This is a genomic window from Streptomyces sp. NPDC048411 (assembly GCF_040704695.1).
GTDB lineage: Bacteria > Actinomycetota > Actinomycetes > Streptomycetales > Streptomycetaceae > Streptomyces.
In genome coordinates, this window is record NZ_JBEZKL010000026.1 from 22330 (window position 1) to 48207 (window position 25878).

Consider the following 25878-nt stretch of genomic DNA (forward strand, 5'->3'; position numbering starts at 1 on the left):
GGAATGCAGCGAAGAAATACGACCTGCCCGCCTATCTGCTCGCAGAGGTGGCGTACAACGAGGTCGGAGGCGATCCGTCGAGCACGGACGACACCCAAGAACATCCTCACCGAACGCCCCCAAGACCTCGTCGCAGTCCTCCGCATCGACGCCGCAGGCGGCTGACTCGGGGTCCGGTCCGGTCATGGGCCGGGCCGTCCGCGCTGCCGAGGCATCGCCTCGGCCGGCTGCGGTGCGTGCACGTACCGCGAACGGCCCTCTTTGCGCCGATAGTTGACGTCGCATCGGAGGCGGTTGCGGAGGATCGAGGCGTTCCGTGATGAGACAGGAGGAAGATGAGGAAAGACGGGCGCAGTGTTCAAATCGCTCTCCCCCATTTAGCACATCAGCCCCGGCAGGCCACTCCTCTGCGGCCGCCATCCGCCTCGAGAACCGTTGCATTCAAGGGCGATCGAGGATCAAGCACCCTCCCAAGTCAACCGAACGATGGACACGACCCGAACCGGTGCACGGCTTAGTCTCAGCGCTGACCGCCTGAAGTGAACCAGGAGTGAGGCGCGGATGAGGATTGGGCAGCCCAGAGGGGCGGCGTGCGCCATACCGCCGACGCTGCGGCATGCGCTGAACGGCTTGTTCGTTTCCTCGCTCGTCGCCGCCCTCCTGATCGTGATCGGTCCGGGCACGGCTGTGTCGAGCCAGGACACGTCCATCATGGCTGCCCTGTCCGTGCTCCTCGCCGCCACGTACGCGGTGGGATTCGCCGGCCCTGCCAGGCCTGCCGACTCTCGACGTCGCAAGGAACCCACCGAGTCCGTCGACACGACCGGAGGGAACCCGGGCCGTGTGCTGCGCTGGCTTGGCGCGCTGACCGCGGTGTGGACCTGCCTCATGGCGTTCAGTGCGGGGTTTGGCTGGCTGGGGTTCCCTCTGTTCGCACTGTATGTCCTGCACCTGCCACTGCGGCTGTCGGTCGTGGCCGTCGCTCTGGGGACCGCCATCGTGGTCGCCGCCAAGGGAGCGGAGGCCGGCACGCTGGGGGTCCCCCAGGTGGCGGGACCGCTGCTGGGCGCGCTGGTCTCCACGCTGACGCTCCTCGGGTACCAGTCGCTGTACCGGGAGAGCCAGGCCCGCAAGGCGCTCATCGCTGAGCTGGTCGTCACCCGGGACGCGCTGGCGGAGTCGCAGCGAGAGGCCGGCCGGCTCGCCGAACGCCAGCGGCTGGCCCGGGAGATACACGACACGGTCGCGCAGGGCCTCTCGAGCGTGATCATGCTGTTGCGCGCCACCGAAGCCGCGCTGCCGCCGGACGCATCCCTGGCGCAGGAGCGGACCGCGGCGGCCACGGAGGTCGCCACGGAGAACCTCGCCGAGTGCCGGCGCTTCCTGTACGAACTGAGCCCGCCGCCCCTGGTCGAGACGCCCCTGCCCGAGGCGTTGCGCCGATTGGTCGACCGGAGTGCCGAGGACGGTCTCAGCACTGCTTTCCATCTGCACGGGGAACCGTACCCGCTGGGTGCCGAGTGCGATGTGGCGCTGCTGCGGCTGACCCAGGAGGCGCTGGCCAATGTGCGCGCACACGCGCACGCCGAGAGGTGCGTGGTGAGCCTGTGCTACCTGGACGACCGGGTGACGCTTGATGTCTTCGACGACGGCAAGGGCTTCGATCCGGAGCTGCCCCGACAGGACTCCTGTGGCGGCTTCGGGCTCTTCGGGATGCGCCAGCGGATTGCGGAGCTGGACGGCGCACTCACCGTCGAGTCCACGATCGGCGAGGGAACTGCGGTGGCCGCCAGTCTGCCGATTCCGAATGAGGTGACGTCATGACCGCGCCACAGACCGCCTCCGTCGCGCAGGTGCGCGTGCTGATCGTCGACGACCACCCGGTGGTGCGCCGTGGCCTGCGTGCGCTGCTCGATGACGTGCCCGAGGTCGTGGTGGCCGGTGAGGCGGGGGACGGCGCCGAGGCGCTGCGCATGGTCGCCGGGTCGACGCAGGTCGACGTGGTCCTCATGGACTTGCGTATGGGCGGCGGTACCGACGAGATGTCAGACGTCGCCACCGATGCGACCGGCAGCGGGCGAGGCGGCGGCGAGCGCATGGACGGTGTCGAGGCCACCCGCCGGATCAGGGCCCTGCCGGCCCCGCCCCGGGTACTGGTCCTCACCACCTACAGAACCGACGCCGAAATCCTTGCCGCCGTCGAGGCGGGTGCGACCGGTTACCTGCTCAAGGACGCGCCGGTCGAGGAGCTGATCTCCGCAGTGCACGCCGTCGCGGCCGGCGACACCGTGCTGGCCCCGCCCGTCGCCACTCGGCTGCTCGGCCGCATGCGTGCACCGCAGTCCACACTGACCCCACGCGAGACAGAGATTCTCGTCCTGCTCGCGAAGGGACTGTCGAACCGTCAGGTGTCACGCGCGCTGTTCATCAGCGAGGCAACAGTGAAGACCCACCTGGTCCGTGTCTTCGCCAAGCTCGGGGTGGACAGCCGCACCGGCGCCGTGACGGCGGCACTGGGCCGTGGCCTGATTCCCGAACCGCTGCCCGGCCCCGCACTGCCGCCCGTACGAGCGAATCCCGCAGACCCACCCAAGGCGTCCGACCGACCCGAGTTTCCGGATCCCACAGCACAACGAGGTCCCCGTGCCTGACATACCGACCCGGCACGGCCGCCGCATCAACGCGGCGCGTGGTCCGCCGTCCTGGTACTGCTGCACCGCTCACACCTGAAAGTGCAGAACAACCACACAGCGCATCCCATGCAGTGATCCGACGCGGCGCCGAATTCCCGCGACCGCGTGGCTTTCGCGCGCCTTCATTCCCCCTCAGAGAAGGTCAACGCCTTGATGAGACAGTCACGACCGGCTGGGTCGACCGGACTCCCAGCCCGCTCAACCACCCCCATAGCCTACCGGCTGACGCGCCGTCCAGTGCGAACGGCCCTGGGGATGCTCACCGCGGCTTGTGTGGCCGGCACGCTCGTCACCCTGCCGGTCGCCGCCGCAGCAACACCGGCCGAATCGGTCGCTCAGGCGTCCCAGCCACGGCAGGACGGCCCGGTTGTCGCCACGCACAAGCTCACCCTCGTCACGGGCGAGGTGGTGACGCTGGAGCGTCACGCCAACGGCTTCCAGGCGGCAACGGTCGCGCCCACGCCCGACGGCACCCCGGCGGCGTTCTCCACCTTGCGGGTGCGCGATGAGCTCTATGTCATCCCTGACAAGGCTCAGCCTTACCTCGCCGCGAACGAGCTCGACCGCGAGCTGTTCAACGTCACCAAGCTCGTCGAGTACGGCTACGACGACGCGCACCGCCCCGCCGTACCTCTGATCGCGACCTACCCGGGCGCGCCGGGCAAGGCCGGGAAAGCACTGAAGCAGGCCGCGCCGGCCGGTTCAGTCAAGGCCGACGAGCTGCCCAGCGCCAACGCGGTGGCGCTGCACGCGAGCAAGAAGAAGACGGCGACCTTCTGGGAGGCGGTCGACGACGACGGCGCCGCCTCGACGAAGGCACCGAAGCTTGCCGACGGCATCAAGAAGCTCTGGCTCGACCGGCCGGTCAAGGCGACGCTGGACCGGAGTGTGCCGCAGATCGGCGCGCCGAGTGCGTGGAAGGCCGGCTACGACGGCACCGGCACCAAGGTGGCCGTCCTCGACACCGGCATCGACCCGAACCACCCCGACCTGGTGGGCCGGGTGAAGACGATGAAGAACTTCACCGACGACCCCGACGCGGTCGACCACCATGGTCACGGCACGCATGTCGCCTCGACCGTCTCCGGCTCGGGTGCCGCGTCGGGCGGCAAGTACAAGGGTGTGGCGCCGGGCGCCGACCTGTACATCGGCAAGGTCCTCAACAAGGCCGGTGTCGGCCTCGAGTCGGGGGTCATCGCCAGCATGGAATGGGCGGTTGCCGAGGGCGCGGACGTTGTCAACATGAGCCTGGGTTCGGACGCGCCCAGTGACGGCACCGACCCGTTGAGCCAAGCCGTCAACCAGCTCACCACGTCCTCCGGCGCGCTGTTCGTCATCGCGGCCGGCAACGAGGGCTCGGACAAATCGACGGTAGGTTCGCCGGGTGCCGCCGACGCCGCGCTGACCGTCGGCGCGGTGTCCAAGTCGGAGCTGCTCGCGGGCTTCTCCAGCCGCGGCCCGCGCAAGGGCGACTTCGCAGTCAAGCCGGAGATCACCGCACCGGGCGTGGGAATCGTCGCCGCGCGCGCCGCCGGCACCGCCATGGGTACCCCGGTCGACGCCAACTACACCTCGGCCAGCGGCACCTCGATGGCCACCCCGCACATGGCCGGCGCCGCGGCGATCCTCGCTCAGCGCCATCCGAACTGGACCGCCGACCGGCTGAAGCAGGTGCTGGTCAGCACGGCCAAGCAGGGCGCGTACACGGCCTACCAGCAGGGCGGCGGCCGGGTCGACGTGCCCAAGGCGATCGACGCCACGGTCTACTCCAGCCCCGCCGTCGTCAGCATGGGCAAGTCGACGGCCGAGAGCGCGCCGGTCACCAAGACGGTCAACTACGTCAACACCTCCTCCACGGACAAGACGCTGTCGCTCCGCCTGGCCGCCTCCGGGGAGACCGGGCCCGCACCGGACGGCACGTTCACGCTCAGCGCCAACAGCGTGACGGTCCCGGCGAACTCCACCGCGAGCGTGACGGTGACCTACCACCCCGAACTCTGCGTCCTGGGTGACTACACGGGGGTCGTCACCGCCACCGCGCCCGACGGCTCCGCGATCCACACCACCGTCGGTGCGACAAAGGGGGTGCCCACCGTCGACCTCACCGTCAACGCGATCGACCGGAACGGAAACCCGGCGCAGGGCACCGACGTGGCCGTGTTCGACCTGGACGAGGACGAGGTCATCCGGCCCTACCTCCGGGACGGAACGGCGACCGTCTCAGTGCCGCTGGGACGCTACTCGGTCATGGGTGTCGTCTACACGCGGGACAAGGCCGGAGTCGAGATCCTGAACGGTACCCTCGCCGGCGACCCCATGGTGGAACTGAAAGCGGACAGGACGATCACACTCGATGCCCGGCTGGGCAAGGAGGTCAAGGTCACGACACCCAGGGATTCCGAGCCGAACGGCTACAGAATCGGGTACCGCCAGCAACTCCCCGGCAATTACGGGTTTGACTTCATGAAGATCATGTTCAGCCCGATCTGGGACCATGCCTACGTGGTGCCCACCGAGCCGGTGAAGCTCGGCACGTTCGAGTTCAACTTCCAGCAGCGCAGGTACGCCCCGGCGATCCGGGCGTCCATTGCCGGGCAGGGCGGCGCGCTCCCGCTTGAGCCGGTGTTCAATGCGGTCCGGCTGGGCGGCCCCAGCACGCTCCGGGCGGTCGACGCCGGCAAGGGACGGCCCGAGGACCTGGCCGGCGCGGACGTCAGTGGCAAGCTCGCGGTCGTCACCCGCGATGCCACCCGGCCGACTGCCGACCAGATCGCCGCCGTGGCCGAGGCCGGCGCGAAGGCAGTGATCATCGTCGGCGACCAGCCGGGTACCTTCAACGCCAGTGTGCCGTTCGCCGCCCGCACGGCCATCCCGGCCTGGACCCTCAACCAGGACGAAGGCGCGGTCCTCTTCGACCGGATGGCCGGCGGTCCCACGCAGGTCAACCTGCACGGCATCGCCAGCAGCCCGTATGTGTACAACATCGCACTGATGGTTCCCGGTGGAATTCCGGCCGACCCCGTCGACGCCGTCACCGCGGAGAACTCGGCTGTGGTGAAGTCCCACTACCGCGGCACCAAGGGCGCCAGACTCGGCGAGACCGGATCGGTGGTCCGCCCGAGGGAGCGTCTCATCATCCAGGTGGTGGAGTTCGTCGACGGGCCGCTGGACCGGGAGGAGTGGTACTCCACCGGCAGCAAGTGGCCGACTCTGAAGGACATGCGCTGGTCCCGCGCGGTCTTCCCGAACGCCCCCAACATCAGCCGCCGCATGGATGACGTACTCCGCACCTACAGCCCGGGCGAGCGGCATGAGGAGACCTGGCTGGGCGCGGCGAACGGCCCGGCAGGACCGGCGAACACCAGCGCGGTCCGCGAGGGCGACGACATGACCCTCATCGTGCCGGAGATGGGTGACAGCGAACCGGAGCACTTCGGCTGGTTCGGCACGGCGGCCGACAAGGCGACGGTGCGGGTGTACCAGGACAAGAAGCTCCTCGCCGAGACGACGCGCGCGTTGATGATGCTGCCGGTCAGCCCTGACCCGGCGACCTACCGGATCACCATGGACACCGAGCACCCGGCGTGGTTCCCGCTGTCCACCGAGACCAGCACCGCGTGGACGTTCAAGTCCGCCCGGCCGGCAAACGGCGAGGAGGACCTGGCGCTGCTCTGGCCGAGGTACAACCTGAACCTGGATGCGCAGAACACCACCCAGGGCGGCAACACCTACTACTTCGAGCTGGCGTTCGCCCTCCAGAACGGCACCACCCCGGACATCGACAGGGTCGAGGTGGAGGCGTCCTCCGACGACGGTGCCACCTGGCAGCCCGCGACGGTCAAGAGCAAGAGCAACGGCAGCTACAAGGTGTCCGTGAGCAACCCGGCAAAGGGCTATGTGTCCCTGCGCGTCAAGGCACAGGACACCAACGGCAGCAAGATCGAGCAGACCCTGATCAAGGCCTACGCCATTCGCTGACCCTCACAACGGCCCTTTCCCGACCGCACCCCTGGCACAAGGAACGCCCTTGCGCCAGGGGCGCACCTCGTTGTACCGGAAATCGAAATACCTTGCCGTTCCTCCGTGTTGCCGAAATCAGCAGCATCCTCGAAAAGACCGGACATATCCGAGAGTTCTGACGTCCGCACCAGCCCGCTTCTACGCCGCATCGTCGGCACAGCTCCATATTCCCGAACGCGACACCGGCAGCTTTCCCTGACCGCGAGCACTTTGGCGTTCCTCCGCCGGTCCCCGGCGCTCAAAGAATTCGCCGAGTCAGGCTGCTCCGCCTGCCTTTTCCGTCAGCTCTGCCAGTGACAACTGCTGAGCTGGGGCAGAGCACATGACGCCCCTTCGGGAAAACCGGCCGTCAAGAACCGCCCCATGCGGTGCAAGAGCACGGCACCGGTGCGGCGTCCGCCGGTCCGTAGCGCCACGGCGGCGGAGCGGACCGATGCGAGGCTGGGGCAAGTGACACAGAGGTCTCTGCCCCCGGGCGGGCGCGATGGCAGCACAAGCCTCAGCCCCGGAGCTCCACAGTGATCGCTTTCTGCATCACGCCTCTGAACGTGGCCTACCCCCCTGCCACCCCGCCTTGTAACCTCTGTTCATATTGTTCACGGAGACGACGGTTCGGCATGCCGTCGTCTGTCTCCTACGGTGGGGCGAATGTCTACCAGCGATTCTGACACACGCGACCTGCCGGCGATCGCATCACCCGGTTTGGTCGGACGCGAGCGCGAACTCGCCGCCTTGAAAGCGGCGTTGTCCGACCCACCGGTGGTCGTACTGATCGAGGGCGAGGCCGGGATCGGTAAGAGCCGGCTGATCCAGGAACTGCTCGCGGCGCATGCTCCGGCCCGGCAGCGGGTGCTGCTGGCCGCATGTCCGGCTGTTCGGCAGCCTTTTACGCTCGGGCCGATGGTGGACGCGATCCGGCCGGCCACCGAGGATGTCGCCCGGCTCGGCCTGAGCGGGTTGGCGGGGGCGCTCCGGCCGTTGTTCCCCGAGTGGGCATCGGCGCTGCCACCGGCACCCGACTTGGCCGAAGACGCGGCAGCGGCACGACACCGGCTGTTCCGGGCCATCGAGGAGATCCTCGTACGGCTCGAGATCGGGTTGCTCGCGGTTGAGGACGTGCACTGGGCGGATGAGGCAACCCTGGAGTTTCTGCTGTTTCTGACATCACGTCCGCGACAACAGGTCAGTCTGCTGGTGAGCTACCGCCCGGAGGAAATCGCGCCGGACTCTCTGCTGCTGCGGTTGTCGTCGCGGCAACCGACGGGGGCGGCGCGGCTGCGGCTGTCGTTGGAACCGTTGGATGTTTCCGGGACTGCCGCGATGGTGTCCTCGATGCTGGGTGGGGAACGGGCTTCCGACGAGTTGGCGACCATCCTGCACGACCGGACCGACGGGCTTCCGCTCGCAGTCGAGGAGTCCGTCCGGCTGATGTGGAACCGCGCCGATATGACCCGGCGGGGTGATTCCTGGGTGTGGCAGCGGCTGAGTGAGATCGACGTACCGCCGACAGTGCGAGACGTCGTACTCGAACGCAGCGCACGGCTCGGCCCGGCGGCGCAGGCTGCGTTGCGCGCGGCCGCCGTCCTCGCCGGCCCCGCCCCCGAGGACGCCGTCGTCGAGGTGATGGCTCCGGAGGGTGATCCGGCGAGCCGGCTGACAGGCCTGGCGGAGGCAGTGGGTTCGGGGCTGCTGAGGGAAGACCAGCGCGGGCTGGTCTCGTACCGGCACATGCTGGCGTGCCGCGCGGTGTACGAGGCGATTCCTGTGCCGCAGCGGCGGGCGATGCACCTGCGTGCCGCGCACGTTCTCGAAGACACCACCCCGTCGCCGGTCGCCCAGCTAGCGCGCCACTTCCGGGAGGCCGGCGACACGACGGCGTGGTGCCGGTACACGGAACAGTCTGCCGACCTCGCCCTCGCCTCGGGTGACGATGCAACGGCGGCCATCCTGGTGCACGATCTGCTCACCAACGCCGACCTGCCGCCCGCCGACGTGGTGCGGCTGACCGGCAAGGTTCCGTTCTGTCTGCTCAGCGGGCACGAACGCTACCGTGAACTGATGGACGCTCTCCATCTCGCGCTGGAGACCGGTGCGCCGACGCCGAGCGAGGCGGCAGAAATCCGCTTCCATGTCGCCCGTCTGCTGCAACAGACGGAGTCGTTCGAGCAGTCCCGGATCGAGATGGAACGAGCGCTGCCCGGCCTCGGGCACGACCCGGCGAAGGCAGTTCGCGCAATGATGTTCCTCGGCCTGCCGTACGGGACGACGACACTGGCGGCCGAACATCTCAGGTGGCTGCGGCGCGTCGCGCAGGTGCCGGTCTCGATGGCGCCGAGGGACCGGCTGAGCATCCGGGTCGGACGGGCGAGCGGCCTATTGCTCCTCGGTGAGGAGGAGGGGTGGGCGGAGGCAGCGTTGATCGCCGATGACGCGCCCACCGCCGCGGAGAGGCAGCTGATCGCGGTCGGCCAACTCAACGTCGGGCACATGGCGCTGATCTGGGGGAGGTACTCGGAGGCGAGGCGGATGCTCACGCTGGCCGCAGGACTAGCCGACACGTATCAGTACCAGAAGCTCCGCAGGAAGGGGCAGGTGACGCTGGCTCAGCTGGACTGGCTCACCGGAGCCTGGGACGGGCTGGCCGACCGGGCCCTGTCGCTGGCCGGTGACGACGAACTCCTGCAGCCGGTGAGCCGCCTGGCGCCGGCCGTGGTCACCGGCTTGCTGTATGCGGCCCGCGGCGACCAGGACAGAGCGGACGAGTGCCTGCGACGCGTCCTTGAACAGGCTGACCGCCATGGCGGTGCGGAGTATTCCGTCGAACCTGCCGGCGCCCTGGCCAGGATCCGGCTCAGCGCCGGGCGGGTCGACGACGTGCTGCGGTTGACCGACGGGCCGATCCGGTTCCTGGAACGCAAGGGCACGTGGATCTGGGCCACCGAACTCGCCCCGGTCCGGGCCGAGGCACTACTCATGGCCGGCCGCATCGACGAGGCCGGGGACTTGGTCGACGCATTCGCAGCGGGAGTGCGTGATCGCCGCGCACCTGGGCCGCACGCCGCCTTGTCGACCTGCAGGGCGATCCTGGCCCAGTATCAGGACGATCCCCTCAGCGCCGCCGAACTGTTCGCGCGTGCGGCCGACGCGTGGCAGGGCCTTCCGCAGCCGTACGACGCCCTGCTCAGCCGTGAGCGACAGGCCCGTTGTCTGCTACGTGCGGACCAGTCCGATGCGGCTCTCTCCCTCCTGAAGGAAACCTTCCAGGGGTTGTCCACCCTCGGCGCTCGTGGCGACGCCGAGCGCGTCATGCACACACTGCGTGCATCCGGTGTCGGGGTGAAGCGCCCGTCGTGGCACGGTGGACGGCGTAGCTACGGCGATCAGCTGTCTCCCCGTGAGCTCGACGTAGTCCGGCTGCTTGTCGGAGGCCGGACCAACCGGGAGATCGCCGGTGCCCTCATCCTGTCGCCGAAGACGGTCGCGCGGCACTTGGAGACAGCGATGCGCAAGCTCGATGTCTCGTCCCGGACGGCGCTGGCCGTGAAGGTCGTCGAAGCCGGCGTCGTCGTCGACAGCCCGGCCGGCGCGCACCGTTAGGCGGGCGCGGCAGCAAAATTGGGTCATCTGCCCAGTCGTCCGGTGGCCGGTGCGTGAACAACACTCAGCGTCATGGACTCATTACCTCCGCCTGTCGCCACTCGTCCCCGCGCGTCCGCAAGGCTTCTGCCGCACGGTCACATCTGACGGATCGCCTCAACCGGCCCTGGTTTCCCGACGAGGTCAGGTTCCGGGACGAACCCCGCAGGCCGACCGACCGGTGCCAGGTCACTGCCGCAACAGCGGGACGCGTCGTTCGCCGCCCGCCGCTCTACCACCGATCCGCCCGAAGCAACACTGGCGGCACCCACCGCATTCATCGCAGCCATTCGGCGCGATGCGCAATCCCCGCAGCCGCGCGGTATCCGCGCGCATCCTCCCCTCAGAAATGGTCATTGCCGCATGAGACAGTCACCACCGGCCGGGGCATCCGGGCTCCCGGCCCACCTGACCATCCCCATACTCCGGCGCTTGTCACACCGCCCACATCGCGCGCTCACGGCGCTGCTGGCCACGGCCTGCGTGGCCGGGACGCTCGGCATCCCCGCCATCGCCGCCGCCGAAACGCCGGCCACCCGGGCGAGCCAGTCGCAGCAGAACAGCCCCGTTGTCGCCACGCACAAGCTCACCCTCGTCACCGGCGAGGTGGTGACGTTGGAGCGTCACGCCAACGGCTTGCAGGCGGCGACGGTCGAGCCCGCGGCCGACGGCACCCCGGCGGCGTTCACCACCATGAAGGTGGGCGACGAGGTCTACGTCATCCCGGACAAGGCACAGCCCTACCTCGCCGCGAACGAACTCGACCGCGAGCTGTTCAACGTCACCAAGCTCGTCGAGTACGGCTACGACGACGCACACCGCCCCGCCCTACCCCTGATCGCGACCTACGGGGGTGCGCCGGGCAAGGCCGGCAAGGCACTCAAGCAGGCCGCGCCGGCCGGCTCGGTGAAGAAGGACGAGCTGCCCAGCGCCAACGCGGTGGCAATGCACGCCGGGAAGAAGAAGGCGGCGGCCTTCTGGGAGGCGGTCGACGACGACAGCACCGCCGCGGCAAAGGCACCGAAGCTCGCCGACGGCATCAAGAAGCTCTGGCTCGACAAGCCGGTGCACGTCGCTCTGGACCAGAGTGTGCCGCAGATCGGCGCCCCGGAGGCGTGGGCGGCCGGCTACGACGGGACCGGCACGAAGGTGGCCATTCTCGATACCGGTATCGACCCCGATCACCCTGATGTGGCGGGGCGGGTGAAGAAGACGCAGAACTTCACCGACGACCCCGACGCGGTCGACCACCACGGCCACGGCACGCATGTCGCCTCGACCATCGCCGGCTCGGGTGCCGCGTCGGGCGGCAAGTTCAAGGGTGTGGCGCCGGGCGCCGACCTGTACATCGGCAAGGTCCTCAACTCTGCCGGTTCAGGCTCCGATTCGGGGGTCATCGCCGGCATGGAGTGGGCGGCGGCCCAGGGTGCGGACGTCATCAGCATGAGCCTGGGGTCGGCGGCCGGCAGTGATGGCACCGACCCGATCAGCCAGGCCGTCAACCAGCTCACCGAGTCCTCCGGGTCGCTGTTCGTCATCGCGGCCGGCAACACGGGCCCGGGCAAGGGCACCGTGGGCTCGCCGGGCGCCGCCGAGGACGCACTGACCGTCGGCGCGGTGAGCAAGCAGGACCAGCTCGCGAACTTCTCCAGCCGCGGCCCGGTGAAGGAAACCTTCGCGGTCAAGCCGGAGATCACCGCGCCGGGCGTGGGCATCGTCGCCGCGCGCGCCGCCGGCACCACGATGGGCACCCCCATTGACGCCAACTACACCACGGCCAGCGGCACCTCGATGGCCACCCCGCATGTGTCCGGCGCCGCGGCGATCCTCGCCCAGCGCCACCCCGACTGGACCGCCGACCGGCTCAAGCAGGTGCTGGTCAGCACCGCCAAGCAGGGCTCGTACACCGCCTACCAGGGCGGTAACGGCCGCGTCGACGTGCCCAAGGCAATCAACGCCACGACGTATTCCAGCCCCGCCGTCATCAGCATGGGCAAGAAGTCGGCCGAGAGCGCGCCGGTCACCAAGACGGTCAACTACGTCAACACCTCCGCGGCGGACACCACGCTGTCGCTCCGCCTGTTCAGCCTCGGAGAGAGCGCGCCCCCGCCGGACGGCATGTTCACGCTCAGCGCCAGCAGTGTGACGGTCCCGGCAAACTCCACCGCCAGCGTGACGGTGACCTACCACCCCGAGCTCGGCGCCGTGGGCGACTACACCGGGATCATCACCGCCACCGCGCCCGACGGCACCGCGATCCGCACCACCGTCGGCGCCACGAAGGACGTGCCCACCGTCGACCTCACCCTCAACGCGATCGACCGGAACGGAAACCCGGCCGTCGGCGAACTCATGGTGTTCGACCTGGACAACGGGATTGTCCGCCAGCCCACCCTCCAGGTCGGAACCAAGACCGTCGCACTGCCGCAGGGTCGCTACTCCGTCATGGGTGACGTATACACGCTGGACAAGGCCACGGGCCAGGCCTTGAGCCACACCCTCGCCGGCGAGCCCGTGGTGGACCTGAAGGCCAATCGGACGATCACGATGGACGCCCGGCTGGGCAAGGAGGTCAAGGTCACGACCCCCAAGGAGTCGGACTCGAGTAACCACAAGCTCGGGTACCGCCAGCAGTTGCCCGGCAAGCGCGGGATCGACTACATGAAGGGTGTGTCGAGCCTGTTCTCGAAGCACGCCTATGTGGTGCCCACCGCGCCCGTGACGGACGGCACCTTCGAGTTCAACTTCCAAGACCGCAGGTACTCGCCGGTGATCCGGGCGTCCATTGCAGGGCAGGAAGGCGCGCTCCCACTCAAGCCGGTGACCTATGCGGCCCGGTTGTACGGCCCCAGCACACTCCAGGCGGTCAACGCCGGCACGGGACGGCCGGAGGACCTGGCCGGCAAGGACCTCGATGGCAAGCTCGCGGTCGTCACCCGCGATGCCACCCAGAAGGTCGTCGACCAGATCGCCGCAGTGGCCGACGCCGGCGCGAAGGCAGCGATCATCGTCAACGACCGGCCCGGCGTCTACGCCACCATCGTGCCGCGCGTCACCGGCACTGCCATCCCGGCCTGGAGCCTCACCCAGGACGAGGGCGCGGTGCTCTTCGGCCGGATGGCCGACGGTCCCACGCAGATCAACCTGCAGGGCATCGGGAACCACCCCTATGTGTACAACATCGCGCTGATGGTTCCCGGTGGAATTCCGGCCGACCCCACCGACGCGGTCACCACGGAGAACTCGGCCGTGGTGAAGTCCCACTACCGCGGCACCAAGGGCACTCTGATCGGCGACACCGACTCGGCGGTCCGCCCGGGAGAGGCGATGATCACCCAGCTGGTGGACTTCTACGACGCGCCGCAGGACCGGGAGGAGTGGTACTCCACCGGCAGCAAGTGGCCGACGATGAAGGGCATGCGGTGGTTCCACTCGGTCTACCCGGACCGCAAGGACATCGTCATGAGCATGAGAGACCTCATCCGCAACTACAGCCCGGGCGAGCAGCGCGAGGAAACCTGGCTGGGCGCTGCGAACGGCCCGTCCGGACCGGAGACCACCCTCGCGTTCCGCGACGGCGACAAGGTCACCCTCAACATGATGGAGATGGGCGACAGCCAGCCCGGACACTACGCCTACTTCCAGGGCGATGACGGCACCGTGACGACGGTGCGGTTGTACCAGGACGGCAAACTCCTCAAGGAGCAGGGCTGGTTCTCGCTCACGACGCTACCGGTCGGCCCTGACCCGGCGACCTACCGGATCACCATGGACACCGAGCACCCGGCGTGGTTCCCGCTGTCCACCAAGGCCAGCACCGCGTGGACGTTCAAGTCCGCCCGGCCGGCGAACGGCAAGGAGGACCTGGCACTGCTCTGGCCGAAGTACGGCCTGGACCTGGATGCGCAGAACACCACCCAGGGCGGCAACACCTACCACTTCGATCTGGCGTTCCTCCTCCAGAACGGCGCCACCCCGGACATCGACGGGGTCGAGGTGGAGGCGTCCTCCGACGACGGTGCCACCTGGCAGCCCGCGAAGGTCGAGAGCAAGAGCGACGGTGGCTTCAAGGTATCCGTGAGCAACCCGGATTCGGGCTACGTGTCCCTGCGCGTCAAGGCGCAGGACACCAACGGCAGCAAGATCGAGCAGACCCTGATCAAGGCCTACGCCATTCGCTGACCTTCACGGCAGCCCTTTCCTGACCGCACCCCTGGCACAAGGAACGCCCTTGTGCCAGGGGCGCACCCCGTTGTACCGGAAATCGAATACCTTGCTGTTCCTCCGTATTGCCGAAAATCGAGAGCATCCTCGAAAAGTCCGGGCATATCCGAGAGTTCTGACGTCCGCACCGGAGCGCCTGATACACCGCATCATCGGCACAACTCCGCATTCCCGAACGCGGCGCCGGAAATTTCCCCTACCCACGCGCACTTTGGTGTTCCTCCGCCGGCCTTCCGCCCAAACGTCGTGGCGGGTTTGCGACATGGAAGAAATCCGCCACTGCCAATCGGTTGCCTCGGTCCGCGCAGAGCCCGAAAGTATCTGCCGAATGCAGCAAGTACTTCTTTCTCGCGACGAGCAGGAGACGCTCATGCATCCACCGCACCATATTCAGGGCGAACCCGAAAGAACGGCACCTCAGGAGGCCTCGCGATGAGGCGTTTCGGGCGACGGCTGGCCACCGCGGCCGCCGGCATCACCGTCCTCGGGACGGTCATGTCGAGCACCGCTGCGAATGCCTCCGACCCAGCTCCGGCTCCAGCTCCGTCTTCCCTTACTGCCGTCAACCTGCCGGCTTCGGTCAGCGACAGCCTTCTCAAGGCTACCGCCGGAAATCGGGCGAACCTGCCGCTGACGCTGGTGACCGGCGACAAGGTGCAAATCGGCGTCACCAAGGGCCGGCAGCCGGTCGTCCGTGAGATCGAGCCCGCAACGCGGCCCGGGAACGAGTCGGTTCTCTTTCACACCGTCACCAGGAACGGCCAGGTATACGTCGTACCGGACGACGCATTGCCGCTGCTCCGTGCCGACCTGCTGGACTGGGAGCTCTTCAACCTCGCCAAGCTGGCCGACTGGGCGGCCGCGGGCAGGACCGGCGAGGTCCCGGCGATCGCTGCGTACACCGGAAAGACCAGTGCCCGGACGGCAACGCCCCCCACCGGTACGACCGCCAAGGCCGTCCTGCCGAGCCTCAACGCCCGCTCGATAGCCATCAAGGGCAACGGTCAGTGGTGGCGAGAGGTGCGGAAGGAGAAGAACACCGGCAAGTCCGCCGCCTCTCTGGCCACCGGCCCGCTGGCCGGGGTGGAAAAGGTGTGGCTGAACGAACTGACGACGATCCAGCTCGACAAGTCCGTACCGCAGATAGGCGCGCCCGCCGCCTGGGAGCGCGGCTACGACGGTTCGAACGTGAAGGTCGCGGTGCTGGACGGTGGCATCGATGCCACCCACCCCGATCTCGCCGGCCAGATCACCGAGGCGGTCGACTTCACCAACAACCCGAGCGGTCCGGTGGACGGACACGGACACGGTACCCATGTGGCGTCCACGATCGCCGGTACCGGCAAGGCCTCCAACGGGCTGCGCCGCGGTGTGGCGCCCGGTGCGAAGCTCTCCATCGGCAAGGTGTGCGACAACGAGGGCAGGTGCGCCGGCGACGCGGTCATCGCCGGCATGGAGTGGGCCGCCAAGTCCGGTGCCGACGTGGTGAACATGAGCATCGGCGGAGGGGCCACCAACGGAACGGACCCGCTGAGCGCGACGGTCAACAGGCTCAGCCGCGCCTACGGCACCCTGTTCGTCATCGCCGCGGGCAACGCCGGCCCGGACTCCGGGACGGTCGGGGCGCCAGGTGCCGCCGACGAGGCACTGACCGTCGCGGCCGTGGACAAGAGCGACCAGATGGCCAAGTTCTCCAGCCGCGGACCTCGTATCGGCGACGGCGCGGCCAAGCCGGACATCGCGGCTCCGGGCGTCGCCATCGCCGCGGCCCGCGCCAAGGGCACCTCGATGGGCCAGCCCGTGGACGACTACTACACGTCCGCCAGCGGCACCTCCATGGCCACCCCCCATACGACCGGTGCCGCGGCGATCGTCGCCCAGCAGCACCCGGACTTCACCGGGAAGCAGATCAAGGCGCTGCTGATGGGGACCTCCAAGGACCTCGGACACGACCTGTACGCGCAGGGCGCCGGCCGGGTGGACCTGGACCGTGCGACCGATCCGAAGATCATCCCGGAGGGAAGCCTGAACTTCGGCCGGGCCGAGTACCCGCACGCTCCGGTGTCCAGGAAGTTCACCTACAGCAACTGGACCGACGAGCCGATCACTCTCACGCTCTCCACGTCGGCTTCCTCCGCGGGCAAGCCCGCACCGGCGGGGCTGTTCACGCTCAGCGCCGACCAGGTGACCGTGCCCGCCAAGGGCTCGGCCGACGTGACGGTGACCATGGACGGCAGGGTGGTGGACGGTCCCGGACAGTACGGCGCGTACACCGGCTCCTTGACCGCCAAGGACGGCGCTGGGGACGTACTGGGATCGTCGCGGATATCGGCGTTCCTGGAGCCGATCCGTCACGACCTGACCATCAAGGTCATTCCTCCGGCCGGTGCCACCGATGTCTCGTACGGCGACGCGCTGATCGTTCCGGTCAGCGAGGACAAGCTGAAACTGTACGAAAAGCCGCTGACTGCACCGGGTGGCGAGACGGTCAAGGCACGGGTCTTCGCCGGTACTGTCACGGCGGCCCTCGGTGTGACGTGGCGGGACGCGGCCGGCGAGCTGCACAAGGCCGCACCGATGGCACCGCAGGTGGAGGTCACCGGGGCGACCACGGTGGAGCTGGACCTTCGGAAGGCCAAGCCGGTCAAGGTGAACGCCCCGGAGCCGACCGAGACATACCAGGCAGTCTTCAAGACCGTGCGGACCTCCGTGGACGGCGACTGGGGGATCACCGCGGCGTTGACCACCGAATACGGTCCCGGTGAGCCGAACTGGTGGGCACTGCCGACCGGTGAAGTGAGCCTCGGCACGCTCGCCTTCCACAGCGAGCATGTCCTGGTACCGCGGTCAGTGACGATGAAGGTCAAGGGGGACGGTGACTCCTTCGACCTGAACGCCCGCTACGCGACACCGGACACCTCCATAAACGGCGGAAATCAGAACTGGAGTGAGGACGGGAAGCCCGCGCACAACCTCGTGCGGTCGACGATTCCCCGACTGCCCACCAACGGGAGTAAGCCCGTCGTCTACGCGGGCACCGGCTCGGCCGAGGAACTTGCCAACGTCGATGCCAAGGGTGCGCTGGTGCTGCTGAGGCCAACCGACATCTGCAAGACGACCTGTGACTTCACCGCACTGCGCAAGCGAGTGGCGGAGGCTGCCGCCGCGGGCGCGGTCGGGGTGCTGGTGACCGGCAAGGCCGATCGGGTCGCCCTGCTGAAGTACGAGTCGTCCCGGCAGTATCAATGCAAAAACGGTCCCGACAGCTGCCCGCCGGTCGATCCGTACGCGGCGCTGCCGATCGTGACCGTACCTCCGGCCGAGGGCACGGCGCTGATCCAGCGGATCAAGGGCGGAGCGAAGCCCGGCGTCCAGGTCGAACTCGGCGGCAGCAGCGAAGTGTCCAAGGCCTACGCTCTTGCCTTCAACTCCCCCGGTCGGGTTCCCGGCAACCTGCCGTACCAGGTCCAGTCCAGGGATCTCGACCGCGTCGATCACCGCTTCCACGCCGACCAGCCCGGCGCGATTCCCCACTTCAGCTGGAACCGGATAACGAAGTCCGGCCCGGTGACTGAGGAAATCATGCTGCCCAAGCCGGACAGTCAGCGGCAGTTCACCACGTTGGTCGGGCCGCGGAACGACAACGCGATCGACCGCTTCGAGATGTCCGTCAGGGATTATCTCGCGCCGTCCGTGGCACGTCCATCGGGCCCGAGCGAAACCCAGGACCTGGCGCTCGGCAAGAAGAACACGATCGACTGGAACGAGGGTCCGTCCCTTCCCGGCGCGGCGCCCCAGGTCCGCACCAAGTCGGGCTTCACAGCCAGCACCGGCTTGCCGTGCGCCGGCTGCCGGGAGGGCGACCGCTTCTGGCCCACCCTGTACCTGACCAGCAGCGGGGGCGGTCGCCAGGCCATGGCGGGCATGCTCAACGACACGGGTATCGCCCATTTGATCTACGGGATCCAGGCCTGCGAGCCCCCCGCCTGCAAGGTAAGCCTCCTCGACGACGCCGGCCGCGAACTCCAGCAAAAGCTGAACCCGGTCGAGTTCGTCTTCCAGCTCGGCGAGCCCGGCAACGCGTCGGACCTGATGTCGAGGAGCGGGCGGTGATGACCGAAATGGGAAAGGAGACTGCTCCGATGAACGCGGCCGAGCCATCGAGGTGGCGCCGGAAGGTGAACCTGGCGGCGTCGGCAGCCGTAGCGATGCTCGCGCTGGTGGGGTGCAAGGCCGATGTCATCTCGTACGACCTGCCTGCGGAATCAGCCCGCTACACGTTCCAGGCGGAGACCAACGGGGTCAAGACCGCGTGGGAGTACACGTCCGACCGGCCGACCAAGCCCGACACGCCGACGTCACAGCCGTGCATCGCGGACGTCATCGTCAAGGATCCCGGCCAGTGCCGTCCGGAGCCGCTCATCTTCCTGCGGTACGACCTGGGCCTGGACCTGGACAACACCGCCAAGGCCGGCGGGGTCCACCCCGTCACCGTCACCGGCTACTACCAGGATCGGCTCAGCACGCCGCCGACCGTGACCGAGTTGCGGGTGGAAGCCAGCTTCGACGGCGGCAAGACCTGGCCGCCGGCGAACACCCAGGCCGACGGGAAGAACACCTTCTCCACGGGCATCAAGCACCCGAAGCGTGACGAGGCTCCCGAAGGAGTCGCACTGCGGGTCACCGCGACCGACAGTGCGGGCAACACCGTCAAGCAGACCATCCCCAAGGCGTACCGACTGCGCTGAGGTGAACCGCTGAAACGGTGAACCGACCCTGAGGGGTCACGGCCGGGGCGAGACGTACGTTTCGCCCCGGCCGTCTCTCGCGTTCGCAACGCACCAGGCCGAAGTACCGACAGACAGGCGGAGGAACATCATGCTGTCAGACGTGCTGGGACTGACCCCCGAAGAGGCGGGCATCTACCACAACCTGATCTCCGTAGCCTCCGCCACTCCCGCCGAACTCGCCGAGTCCGTCGGCTGCGAGGCCGACCAGGTCGTACGCATCCTCTGCATGCTCGAAGGCCGGGGACTCGCCGCGCGCAGCCTCGGCCACACCACCCGGTTCGTCGCCTCCCCACCGGCGGCGGCGCTGCGGGCGCTCCTGGTCCAGCGACAGAACGAGCTCAAGCTGGCAGAAATCGAGCTCGACTCCCTCGACGAAATCTACCGCGCGGCCACCCTCGGGCGCGGCGTCGCGGAGGTCGTCGATGTGATCCACGGCACCGAGGCCATCCGCGAGCGCGTCGGACACATACAACTCGGCGCACGGAAAGAAATCATGAATTTCGTCAAGGCGCCGTTCTATTCGCCCGGCAACATGACCGACGACACGGTCATCGCGCGCGGCGTCCATTACCGCGTGATACTCGAACGCGCAATGCTCGACGAGGGAGCCCCGTCGTTCGACGAGATCGCCCAGGCGCGGGCATCAGGAGAGGAGGTCCGGGTCGCCGACACGGTGCCACTGAAACTCTTCATCGTGGACCGCGAGTTGGCCATTGTTCCACTCCTCGGTTCGGCCAGTGCCGCAAAGGCGGGAGCCCTGCTCGTGCACGAGAGCAGCCTGCTCGACGCGCTGATAGCACTGTTCGAGTCCGAATGGGAGAAAGCAACGCAGTTCGCCACCTCGGCGGGTGCCTTGCAGAACGCGCCCGCCATCGATGATCTGGATGCACAGATCCTCAGCCTGTCGCTGACCGGCCTCACCGACCAGGCGATCGCCACCCAACTGCGCACCTCCCTGCGGACGGTGCAGCGCCGGACCCGGCACCTGATGGACGTCGCGAAGGTGCACAATCGCATGCAGCTGGGCTTCCAGGCGGCACGGCTGGGCTGGCTCGAAACCCAGCAGGACGGCAACACCAGGGTGCGAACCCAAGGCAGTCGAACATGAGGGCCGCGCGCAGGGTTCCCCCGGCTGAAGCCGGGCGGGCCATGTGAACACAGCCCCCTCATCGGCAGGCCGGTCTTCCCGTGGTGGCGTCGTCCGCGAGGGCCAGGGACAGTTCCGCGTGGAGCTGTTCCTCCTCGGCCAGGCTCATGCGGAGCCGGCCGTCGGCGTGGTGTTCGCCGTCACGGACGATCCACAGCGGGAGCTCCAGGGCGGCCGGGGCCGACTCGTACGGGGTCTCGATGCGGCGGATGCGCCGCCCGGGGATCCGGTCGAGACGCCATCCGCGTGCGGGGTTGTATGCGTTGAAGTGGCCGACGGCTTCGCCGTCGTCGTCCCCGTCCGCGACAGCAAGACCGCCCCGCACGGCCCCGTGGTCGTGATCGGCGACGGTGCGTGGACCACGTTCGTCGCGTTCCTACGCGACCGCTGACAGCCGCGCGGCCGGCGAGAGGCCGAGCCTATCGCCGGCGTGCACATCTTCGCGGTCATGCCGGTGTACGGAATCGCCGAGGTGGTCCAGGACGCCGCCGAGACGGCCCTTGTCGGCCCGGCGCTCAGCCGATCGCCGCTCCCAGGGCCAGGAAGCCCGCGACAGCGACCAGGAGGATGCCCATCAGCGGGGCCATGAAGCGCAGGTAGCGGTCATAGCGGACCTTGGCGAGGGCCAGTCCGCCCATGACGACGGCGGAGGTCGGGGTGATGAGGTTGATCCAGCCGGAGGCCGACTGGTAGGCGGTGACCACCACGGCGCGGCTGACGCCGGCGAAGTCGGCGAGCGGGGCGAGGACGGGCATGGCCAGGGCCGCGTGTCCGGAGGAGGAGGGCACGAGGAACGCGAGGGGGAGGTTGACCAGGAACATCAGCACGGCGAACAGTCCCGACGAGGTGCCGGAGACGACGCTGTGCAGGCTGTTGAGGATGGTGTCGGTGATGCTGGCGTTGTTCATGATGACGGTGACTCCGCGAGCCAGCATGATGATCATCGCTGCTCCTATAAAGTCGCCGGCGCCCGCCACGACGGCCTCGGTTGTGCCCTTCTCACCGAGCCCGGCGAACAGGCCCACGGCGACGGCTGCGACGATGAACAGGGCCGCCAGTTCGGGGAAGTACCAGCCCAGGGTCGGCAGGAAGGTGACGCCCAGGTCGGCCCAGGGGATCACTGCAAAGATCATGAAGAGGAAGGTTGCGGCGAAGACCGCCAGCACGATGCGCTGACGCACGGTCAAGGGTTCGGCGGTGGCGCCCTGGGTCCGCAGTTCCTCGTCCTCCGGCTTCGGCGTGACCAGGGAGCGGGACGGGTCCTGGTGGACGCGGTTGGCGTAGCGCACCACATAGGCCGCGGCAAGAGCGGTCAGCACGGCCCACATCAGCAGCCGCAGCATGATGCCGTCGCCTGTGCCGATGCCCGCGCTGTCGGAGGCGACTCCGGTGGCGAACGGGTTGACGGTGGAGGCGAGGGTGCCGATTCCGGCCCCGACGACGATCACGGCCGCGCCGGTCATCCGGTCGTAGCCGAGCTTGAGCGCCAGGGGGATCATCAGGGCGTAGAAGCCGAGTGTTTCCTCCGCCATGCCGTAGGTGGTGCCGCCCAGCGAGAACAGGGTGAGCAGGACGACGAGCAGGACTGTCCTGTGGCGCCTCAGCCGTTCGGCGAGGCGGGCCACTCCCGTGGTCAGCGCTCCGGTGCGCAGGGTGACGGTGATGAAGGCGCCGACGGCAAGCACGAAGAGGAACACGCCCGCTGCGCCGAAGAAGTCGCCGCTGCCGCCGGGGGCGGTGAGCCCGGTGTGCGGGTCGGTGACTCCGTAGAGTCCGTTGACGGGGGCGAGGAAGAGGTCCTTGAGACGGCCCCAGAAGCCGGTGGTCAGCTCCACGGTGTGGTAGCTGCCAGGGACCGGGCGACCGTCCTTGGTGTCGTAGTGTCCGGCGGGGACGACGAAGGTCAGAGCCCAGACCACCAGGGTGACGATCGCCAGGACGGTAAACGCCGAGGGGAAGTGCGGGCCCTTCTTCCTGGTTGGCGCGGCTGCGGACAGGGTGTCAGGCTCCGGTGCGGCCGGGGCGGCGTGTGTGGTCATGTCAGATCTCGAGGGTGTCGTCGTGGCGCGGGCCGGTGAGGTCCTGGCCCTGAGGGTGGTGGCCGCTGGGAGTGACGACCGTGCCGGCGATGCCGTCGAGGATGGCCTGGGCATCTCCGAGGGCGCCGATGGCGGCGAGGCCGCCGGTGAGTTCCACGAACCGACAGGCCGCTTCCGCCTTCGGCCCCATGGAACCGGCCGGAAGGTGCTCGGCCCGCAGGCGGGCGGGGGTCGTGCGGCCGATGGGTTGCGCCTGCGGGGTGCCGTATCCGCGCATGACCTGGGGTACGTCGGTGAGCAGCAGCAGCGCATCCGCGTCGAGGGCTTCGGCGAGCAGGGCGGCGGTGAGGTCCTTGTCCACCACCGCCTCGACACCGGTAAGCCGTCCGTGCTCGTCGCGGACCACAGGGACCCCGCCGCCTCCGGCGCAGACGGCCACGGCGCCGGAGGTGAGCAGCAGTCGGATCAGCCGGGTCTCGACGACACGCTGCGGATCGGGGGACGGGACGACCCGGCGCCAGTGCGGGCCGTCCTGTTTGACCGTCCAGTGACTTTCGGCGGCGAGGCGTTCGGCTTCCTCGCGTGTGTAGACCGGGCCCACGAACTTGGTGGGGTCGTGGAAGGCGGGGTCGGCGGCGGAGACGAGGGTCTGGTTGAGCAGGGCGCACACCTGCCTGCCGGGCAGGGCGTTCTGCAGGGACTGCAGCAGCCAGTAGCCGATCATCCCCTGGGTTTCCGCGCCGAGGACATCGAACGGGTAGGGGCGGGTGAGGGATGTGTCGGCGGCGTTCTCCAGGGCGAGCAGGCCGACCTGGGGGCCGTTCCCGTGGGTGATCACCAGCTCGTGCTGTCGGGCGAGCGGGGCCAGGGCGGCCACGGCCGCCTGGACGTTGGTGAGCTGGACGGCGGCGTCCGGCCGGTCTCCCCTGCGGAGCAGGGCATTGCCGCCGAGCGCGACGACGACGCGCATGACTTCTCCTGTACGGGTGGGGTGGCGGTTATCGCGCGTCAGTCGCCGAGGGTGGCGACGAGGACGGCCTTGATCGTGTGCATCCGGTTCTCCGCCTGGTCGAAGACGACGGAGTGGGGGGACTCGAAGACCTCGTCGGTGACCTCCAGGGCGTTCATCCCGGTGCGCTCCAGGATCTCCGCGCCCACGGTGGTGCCGCTGTCGTGGAAGGCCGGCAGGCAGTGCATGAACCTCACCCGGGGGTTGCCCGTCGCCTTCAGCACGTCCATGGTCACCTGATACGGCTTGAGCAGGGCGATCCGCTCGTCCCAGAGTTCCTTCGGCTCCCCCATGGAGAGCCACACGTCGGTGTAGACGAAGTCGACGCCCGCCACGCCCTCGTCGGCGTTCTCGGTGAGGGTGATCCGGGCCCCGGTGGACCGTGCGATCCGCTTGGCCTCCGCCACCACGCCGGGGGTGTTGTGCAGGCTCTCGGGGCCTACCATGCGGACGTCCATGCCGAGCATCGCGCCCATGACGAGCAAGGAGTTGCCCACGTTGCTGCGGGCGTCGCCGAGATAGGCGAAGGAGATCTCGTGCAGGGGCTTGTCGGTGTGCTCCCGCATGGTCAGCGCGTCGGCGAGGGACTGGGTGGGATGCCAGTCGTCGGTCAGGCCATTCCACACCGGGACACCCGCGTACTCGGCCAGCTCCTCCACGGCACTCTGGCTGCTGCCCCGGTACTCGATGCCGTCGTAGAAGCGGCCCAGGACCCGTGCGGTGTCCTTGATGGACTCCTTGTGGCCGATCTGAGAGCCCGTCGGATCCAGGGGCGTGACGTGGGCTCCCTGCTGGAGCGCGGCCACCTCGAAGGCACAGCGGGTACGGGTGGAGGTCTTCTCGAAGACGAGGGCTATGTTCCTGCCCCGCAGGCGCTGCTGTTCGGTGCCCTCGTAGTGGGCCGACTTGAGCCGGGCGGACAGTTCCAGGAGGTGGCGGAACTCATCGGGAGTGAAGTCGAGTTCCTTCAGCAGTGAGCGGTGGCGCAGGTCGATGGTCATGGCGGGTGCTCTCCTTCGAGCGGAAGACGGATGGGCGGGGTGGGCGGTGTGCCGGGGCGGTGCCGGTCAGGCGGCGTCGCGTTCGACGGGGCAGCTCATGCAGCGCGGACCGCCGCGGCCCCGGCCCAGCTCGCTGCCCCGGACGGTGATGACCTCGATGCCGTTGCGGCGCAGATAGGTGTTGGTGGTGACGTTGCGCTCGTAGGCGAGGACGACTCCCGGCTCGACAGCCAGGACGTTGCAGCCGTCATCCCACTGCTCCCGCTCCGCGGAGCGCACATCCTGAGTCGGCGTGAGCACACTGATGGAATCCAGGCCCAGGGCGTCGGCGATCGCCTGGTGCATGTACTCCGGCGCATGATCGGTGATCTTCAAGCTGTGCCCATCCTGACCGGGCTCGATGGTGCAGGAGGGCAGCATGCCCAGACCGGCGTACTTGGTGAAGGTGTCACCGCTCACCATGGTCATCACCGTGTCGAGGTGCATGAAGCTGCGGGATTTGGGCAGATCGATCGCCACGACCCGGCGGGCGGACCCGGCGGCGAACATGCGCAGCGCGAGCGCCTCGACGGCCTGAGGCGTGGTCCGCTCCCCCATCCCCACCAGGACCGCGCCGTTGCCGATGACCAGCACGTCACCGCCCTCGATGGTGGAGGGGTAGCCGGTCTGCCCGTCGGCCCAGCGGTGGAACTCCTGCTTCTCGAAGAGCGGGTGGTGCTGATAGACGGCCTCGAAGTGGACGGTCTCGCGGCGCCGCGCCCGCTTCTTCATGGGGTTCACGCTCACCCCGTCATAGATCCAGCACGAGGTGTCGCGGGTGAACAGATGGTTGGGCAGGGGCGCGAGCACGAAGCCGTCGGGATCCATGGCGTGCAGCCGTACGCTCGCAACCGGGCCCAGGCGGTCCATGAGCTCGCGCCGGGTGACACCGCCCACGAGACAGGCCGCGAGTTCGGCCGGCCCCAGGGAGTCGAAGAAGGCACGCATGCGGTCGGTGGCCAGCGGGCCGTACTCCCGCTCGTCGAAGACCCGGTCGTGAATGAGCGTCCGGGCGGCGGGGTTCTCCAAGGTCTCGGTGAGCAGGTCGGAGAAGAGATGGACGCGCACGCCCCGGTCCCGCAGGACGTCGGCGAACGCATCGTGCTCTTCCCGCGCCCGCTTGACCCAGAGCACATCGTCGAAGAGCAACTCGTCCTTGTTTGTGGGTGTCAGGCGCTTCAGCTCCAGGTCGGGGCGGTGCAGGATGACCTGCTTGAGGCGGCCGGTCTCGGAGTCGACGTGGAACGACATGAATCTCCCCCTTGGGAAGAAAAACGAAG

At 68.5% G+C, this 25878-nt stretch carries 12 protein-coding genes and 2 pseudogenes; 9 read left to right on the top strand and 5 right to left on the bottom strand.

Features of this window, described 5'->3' with window-relative positions; genetic code table 11:
- Nucleotides 1-561 precede the first annotated feature (561 nt).
- From AB0915_RS12535 to AB0915_RS12570, 8 genes and pseudogenes are all read left to right on the top strand, one after another.
- Nucleotides 562-1824, top strand: coding sequence for a sensor histidine kinase (locus tag AB0915_RS12535; protein WP_366691051.1), 1263 nt, complete (start codon nt 562-564; stop codon nt 1822-1824).
- Nucleotides 1821-2531, top strand: a pseudogene (locus tag AB0915_RS12540) (response regulator transcription factor); the annotation flags it as partial. The gene AB0915_RS12535 and the pseudogene AB0915_RS12540, both read left to right, overlap by 4 nt.
- A gap of 435 nt (nt 2532-2966) precedes the next feature.
- A complete protein-coding gene (locus AB0915_RS12545; RefSeq protein WP_366691052.1) occupies nt 2967-6671 on the top strand; it encodes a S8 family serine peptidase in 3705 nt (1234 codons plus the stop codon).
- Nucleotides 6672-7361: 690 nt separating this feature from the next.
- A complete protein-coding gene (locus AB0915_RS12550; protein WP_366691053.1) occupies nt 7362-10310 on the top strand; it encodes an AAA family ATPase in 2949 nt (982 codons plus the stop codon).
- 471 nt (nt 10311-10781) lie between these two features.
- Nucleotides 10782-14531 (top strand): S8 family serine peptidase, encoded by a 3750-nt coding sequence (locus AB0915_RS12555; RefSeq protein ID WP_366691054.1) that lies wholly within the window; start codon nt 10782-10784, stop codon nt 14529-14531.
- A 474-nt stretch (nt 14532-15005) separates the two neighbouring features.
- A complete protein-coding gene (locus AB0915_RS12560) occupies nt 15006-18686 on the top strand; it encodes a S8 family serine peptidase (protein ID WP_366691055.1) in 3681 nt (1226 codons plus the stop codon).
- A complete protein-coding gene (locus tag AB0915_RS12565; protein ID WP_366691056.1) occupies nt 18686-19321 on the top strand; it encodes a hypothetical protein in 636 nt (211 codons plus the stop codon). The genes AB0915_RS12560 and AB0915_RS12565 overlap by 1 nt, the downstream gene beginning before the upstream one ends.
- Before the next feature lie 130 nt (nt 19322-19451).
- Nucleotides 19452-20471: a helix-turn-helix domain-containing protein gene (locus AB0915_RS12570; RefSeq protein ID WP_366691057.1), complete on the top strand. Its 1020-nt coding sequence runs from the start codon at nt 19452-19454 to the stop codon at nt 20469-20471.
- A 58-nt stretch (nt 20472-20529) separates the two neighbouring features.
- Here AB0915_RS12570 and AB0915_RS12575 read toward each other — a convergent pair whose 3' ends face one another.
- Nucleotides 20530-20835 carry a hypothetical protein gene (locus AB0915_RS12575; RefSeq protein WP_366691079.1) on the bottom strand — a complete coding sequence of 102 codons (306 nt, stop codon included), beginning with the start codon at nt 20833-20835 and terminating at the stop codon, nt 20530-20532.
- On the opposite strand from AB0915_RS12575, the pseudogene AB0915_RS12580 reads away from it, so the two are divergent.
- Nucleotides 20770-20901 (top strand): annotated as a pseudogene (locus AB0915_RS12580) (DUF397 domain-containing protein); the annotation flags it as partial. The gene AB0915_RS12575 and the pseudogene AB0915_RS12580 overlap by 66 nt on opposite strands.
- A gap of 124 nt (nt 20902-21025) precedes the next feature.
- Here the strand turns inward: AB0915_RS12580 and AB0915_RS12585 are convergent.
- The 4 genes from AB0915_RS12585 to AB0915_RS12600 all read right to left on the bottom strand — a co-directional run bounded on the left by AB0915_RS12585 (nt 21026) and on the right by AB0915_RS12600 (nt 25849).
- Nucleotides 21026-22549 carry a Na+/H+ antiporter NhaC family protein gene (locus AB0915_RS12585; RefSeq protein ID WP_366691058.1) on the bottom strand — a complete coding sequence of 508 codons (1524 nt, stop codon included), beginning with the start codon at nt 22547-22549 and terminating at the stop codon, nt 21026-21028.
- A 1-nt stretch (nt 22550) separates the two neighbouring features.
- Nucleotides 22551-23519, bottom strand: a complete 969-nt coding sequence (locus AB0915_RS12590; RefSeq protein ID WP_366691059.1) for a carbamate kinase — start codon at nt 23517-23519, stop codon at nt 22551-22553.
- Between the two features lie 38 nt (nt 23520-23557).
- The gene (argF, locus tag AB0915_RS12595; RefSeq protein WP_366691060.1) at nt 23558-24559 is read right to left on the bottom strand and encodes an ornithine carbamoyltransferase; all 1002 of its coding nucleotides are present in this window, start codon (nt 24557-24559) and stop codon (nt 23558-23560) included.
- Between the two features lie 66 nt (nt 24560-24625).
- Nucleotides 24626-25849 (bottom strand): arginine deiminase, encoded by a 1224-nt coding sequence (locus tag AB0915_RS12600; RefSeq protein WP_366691061.1) that lies wholly within the window; start codon nt 25847-25849, stop codon nt 24626-24628.
- Nucleotides 25850-25878 lie beyond the last annotated feature (29 nt).

Bases quoted from the DNA above. Each gene is read 5' to 3' on its own strand.
- AB0915_RS12585 (WP_366691058.1), bottom strand. From the start codon at position 22,549: ATGACCACACACGCCGCCCCGGCCGCACCGGAGCCTGACACCCTGTCC.
- AB0915_RS12535 (WP_366691051.1), top strand. From the start codon at position 562: ATGAGGATTGGGCAGCCCAGAGGGGCGGCGTGCGCCATACCGCCGACG.
- AB0915_RS12590 (WP_366691059.1), bottom strand. From the start codon at position 23,519: ATGCGCGTCGTCGTCGCGCTCGGCGGCAATGCCCTGCTCCGCAGGGGA.
- AB0915_RS12560 (WP_366691055.1), top strand. From the start codon at position 15,006: ATGAGGCGTTTCGGGCGACGGCTGGCCACCGCGGCCGCCGGCATCACC.
- argF (WP_366691060.1), bottom strand. From the start codon at position 24,559: ATGACCATCGACCTGCGCCACCGCTCACTGCTGAAGGAACTCGACTTC.
- AB0915_RS12600 (WP_366691061.1), bottom strand. From the start codon at position 25,849: ATGTCGTTCCACGTCGACTCCGAGACCGGCCGCCTCAAGCAGGTCATC.
- AB0915_RS12565 (WP_366691056.1), top strand. From the start codon at position 18,686: ATGACCGAAATGGGAAAGGAGACTGCTCCGATGAACGCGGCCGAGCCA.
- AB0915_RS12570 (WP_366691057.1), top strand. From the start codon at position 19,452: ATGCTGTCAGACGTGCTGGGACTGACCCCCGAAGAGGCGGGCATCTAC.
- AB0915_RS12550 (WP_366691053.1), top strand. From the start codon at position 7,362: ATGTCTACCAGCGATTCTGACACACGCGACCTGCCGGCGATCGCATCA.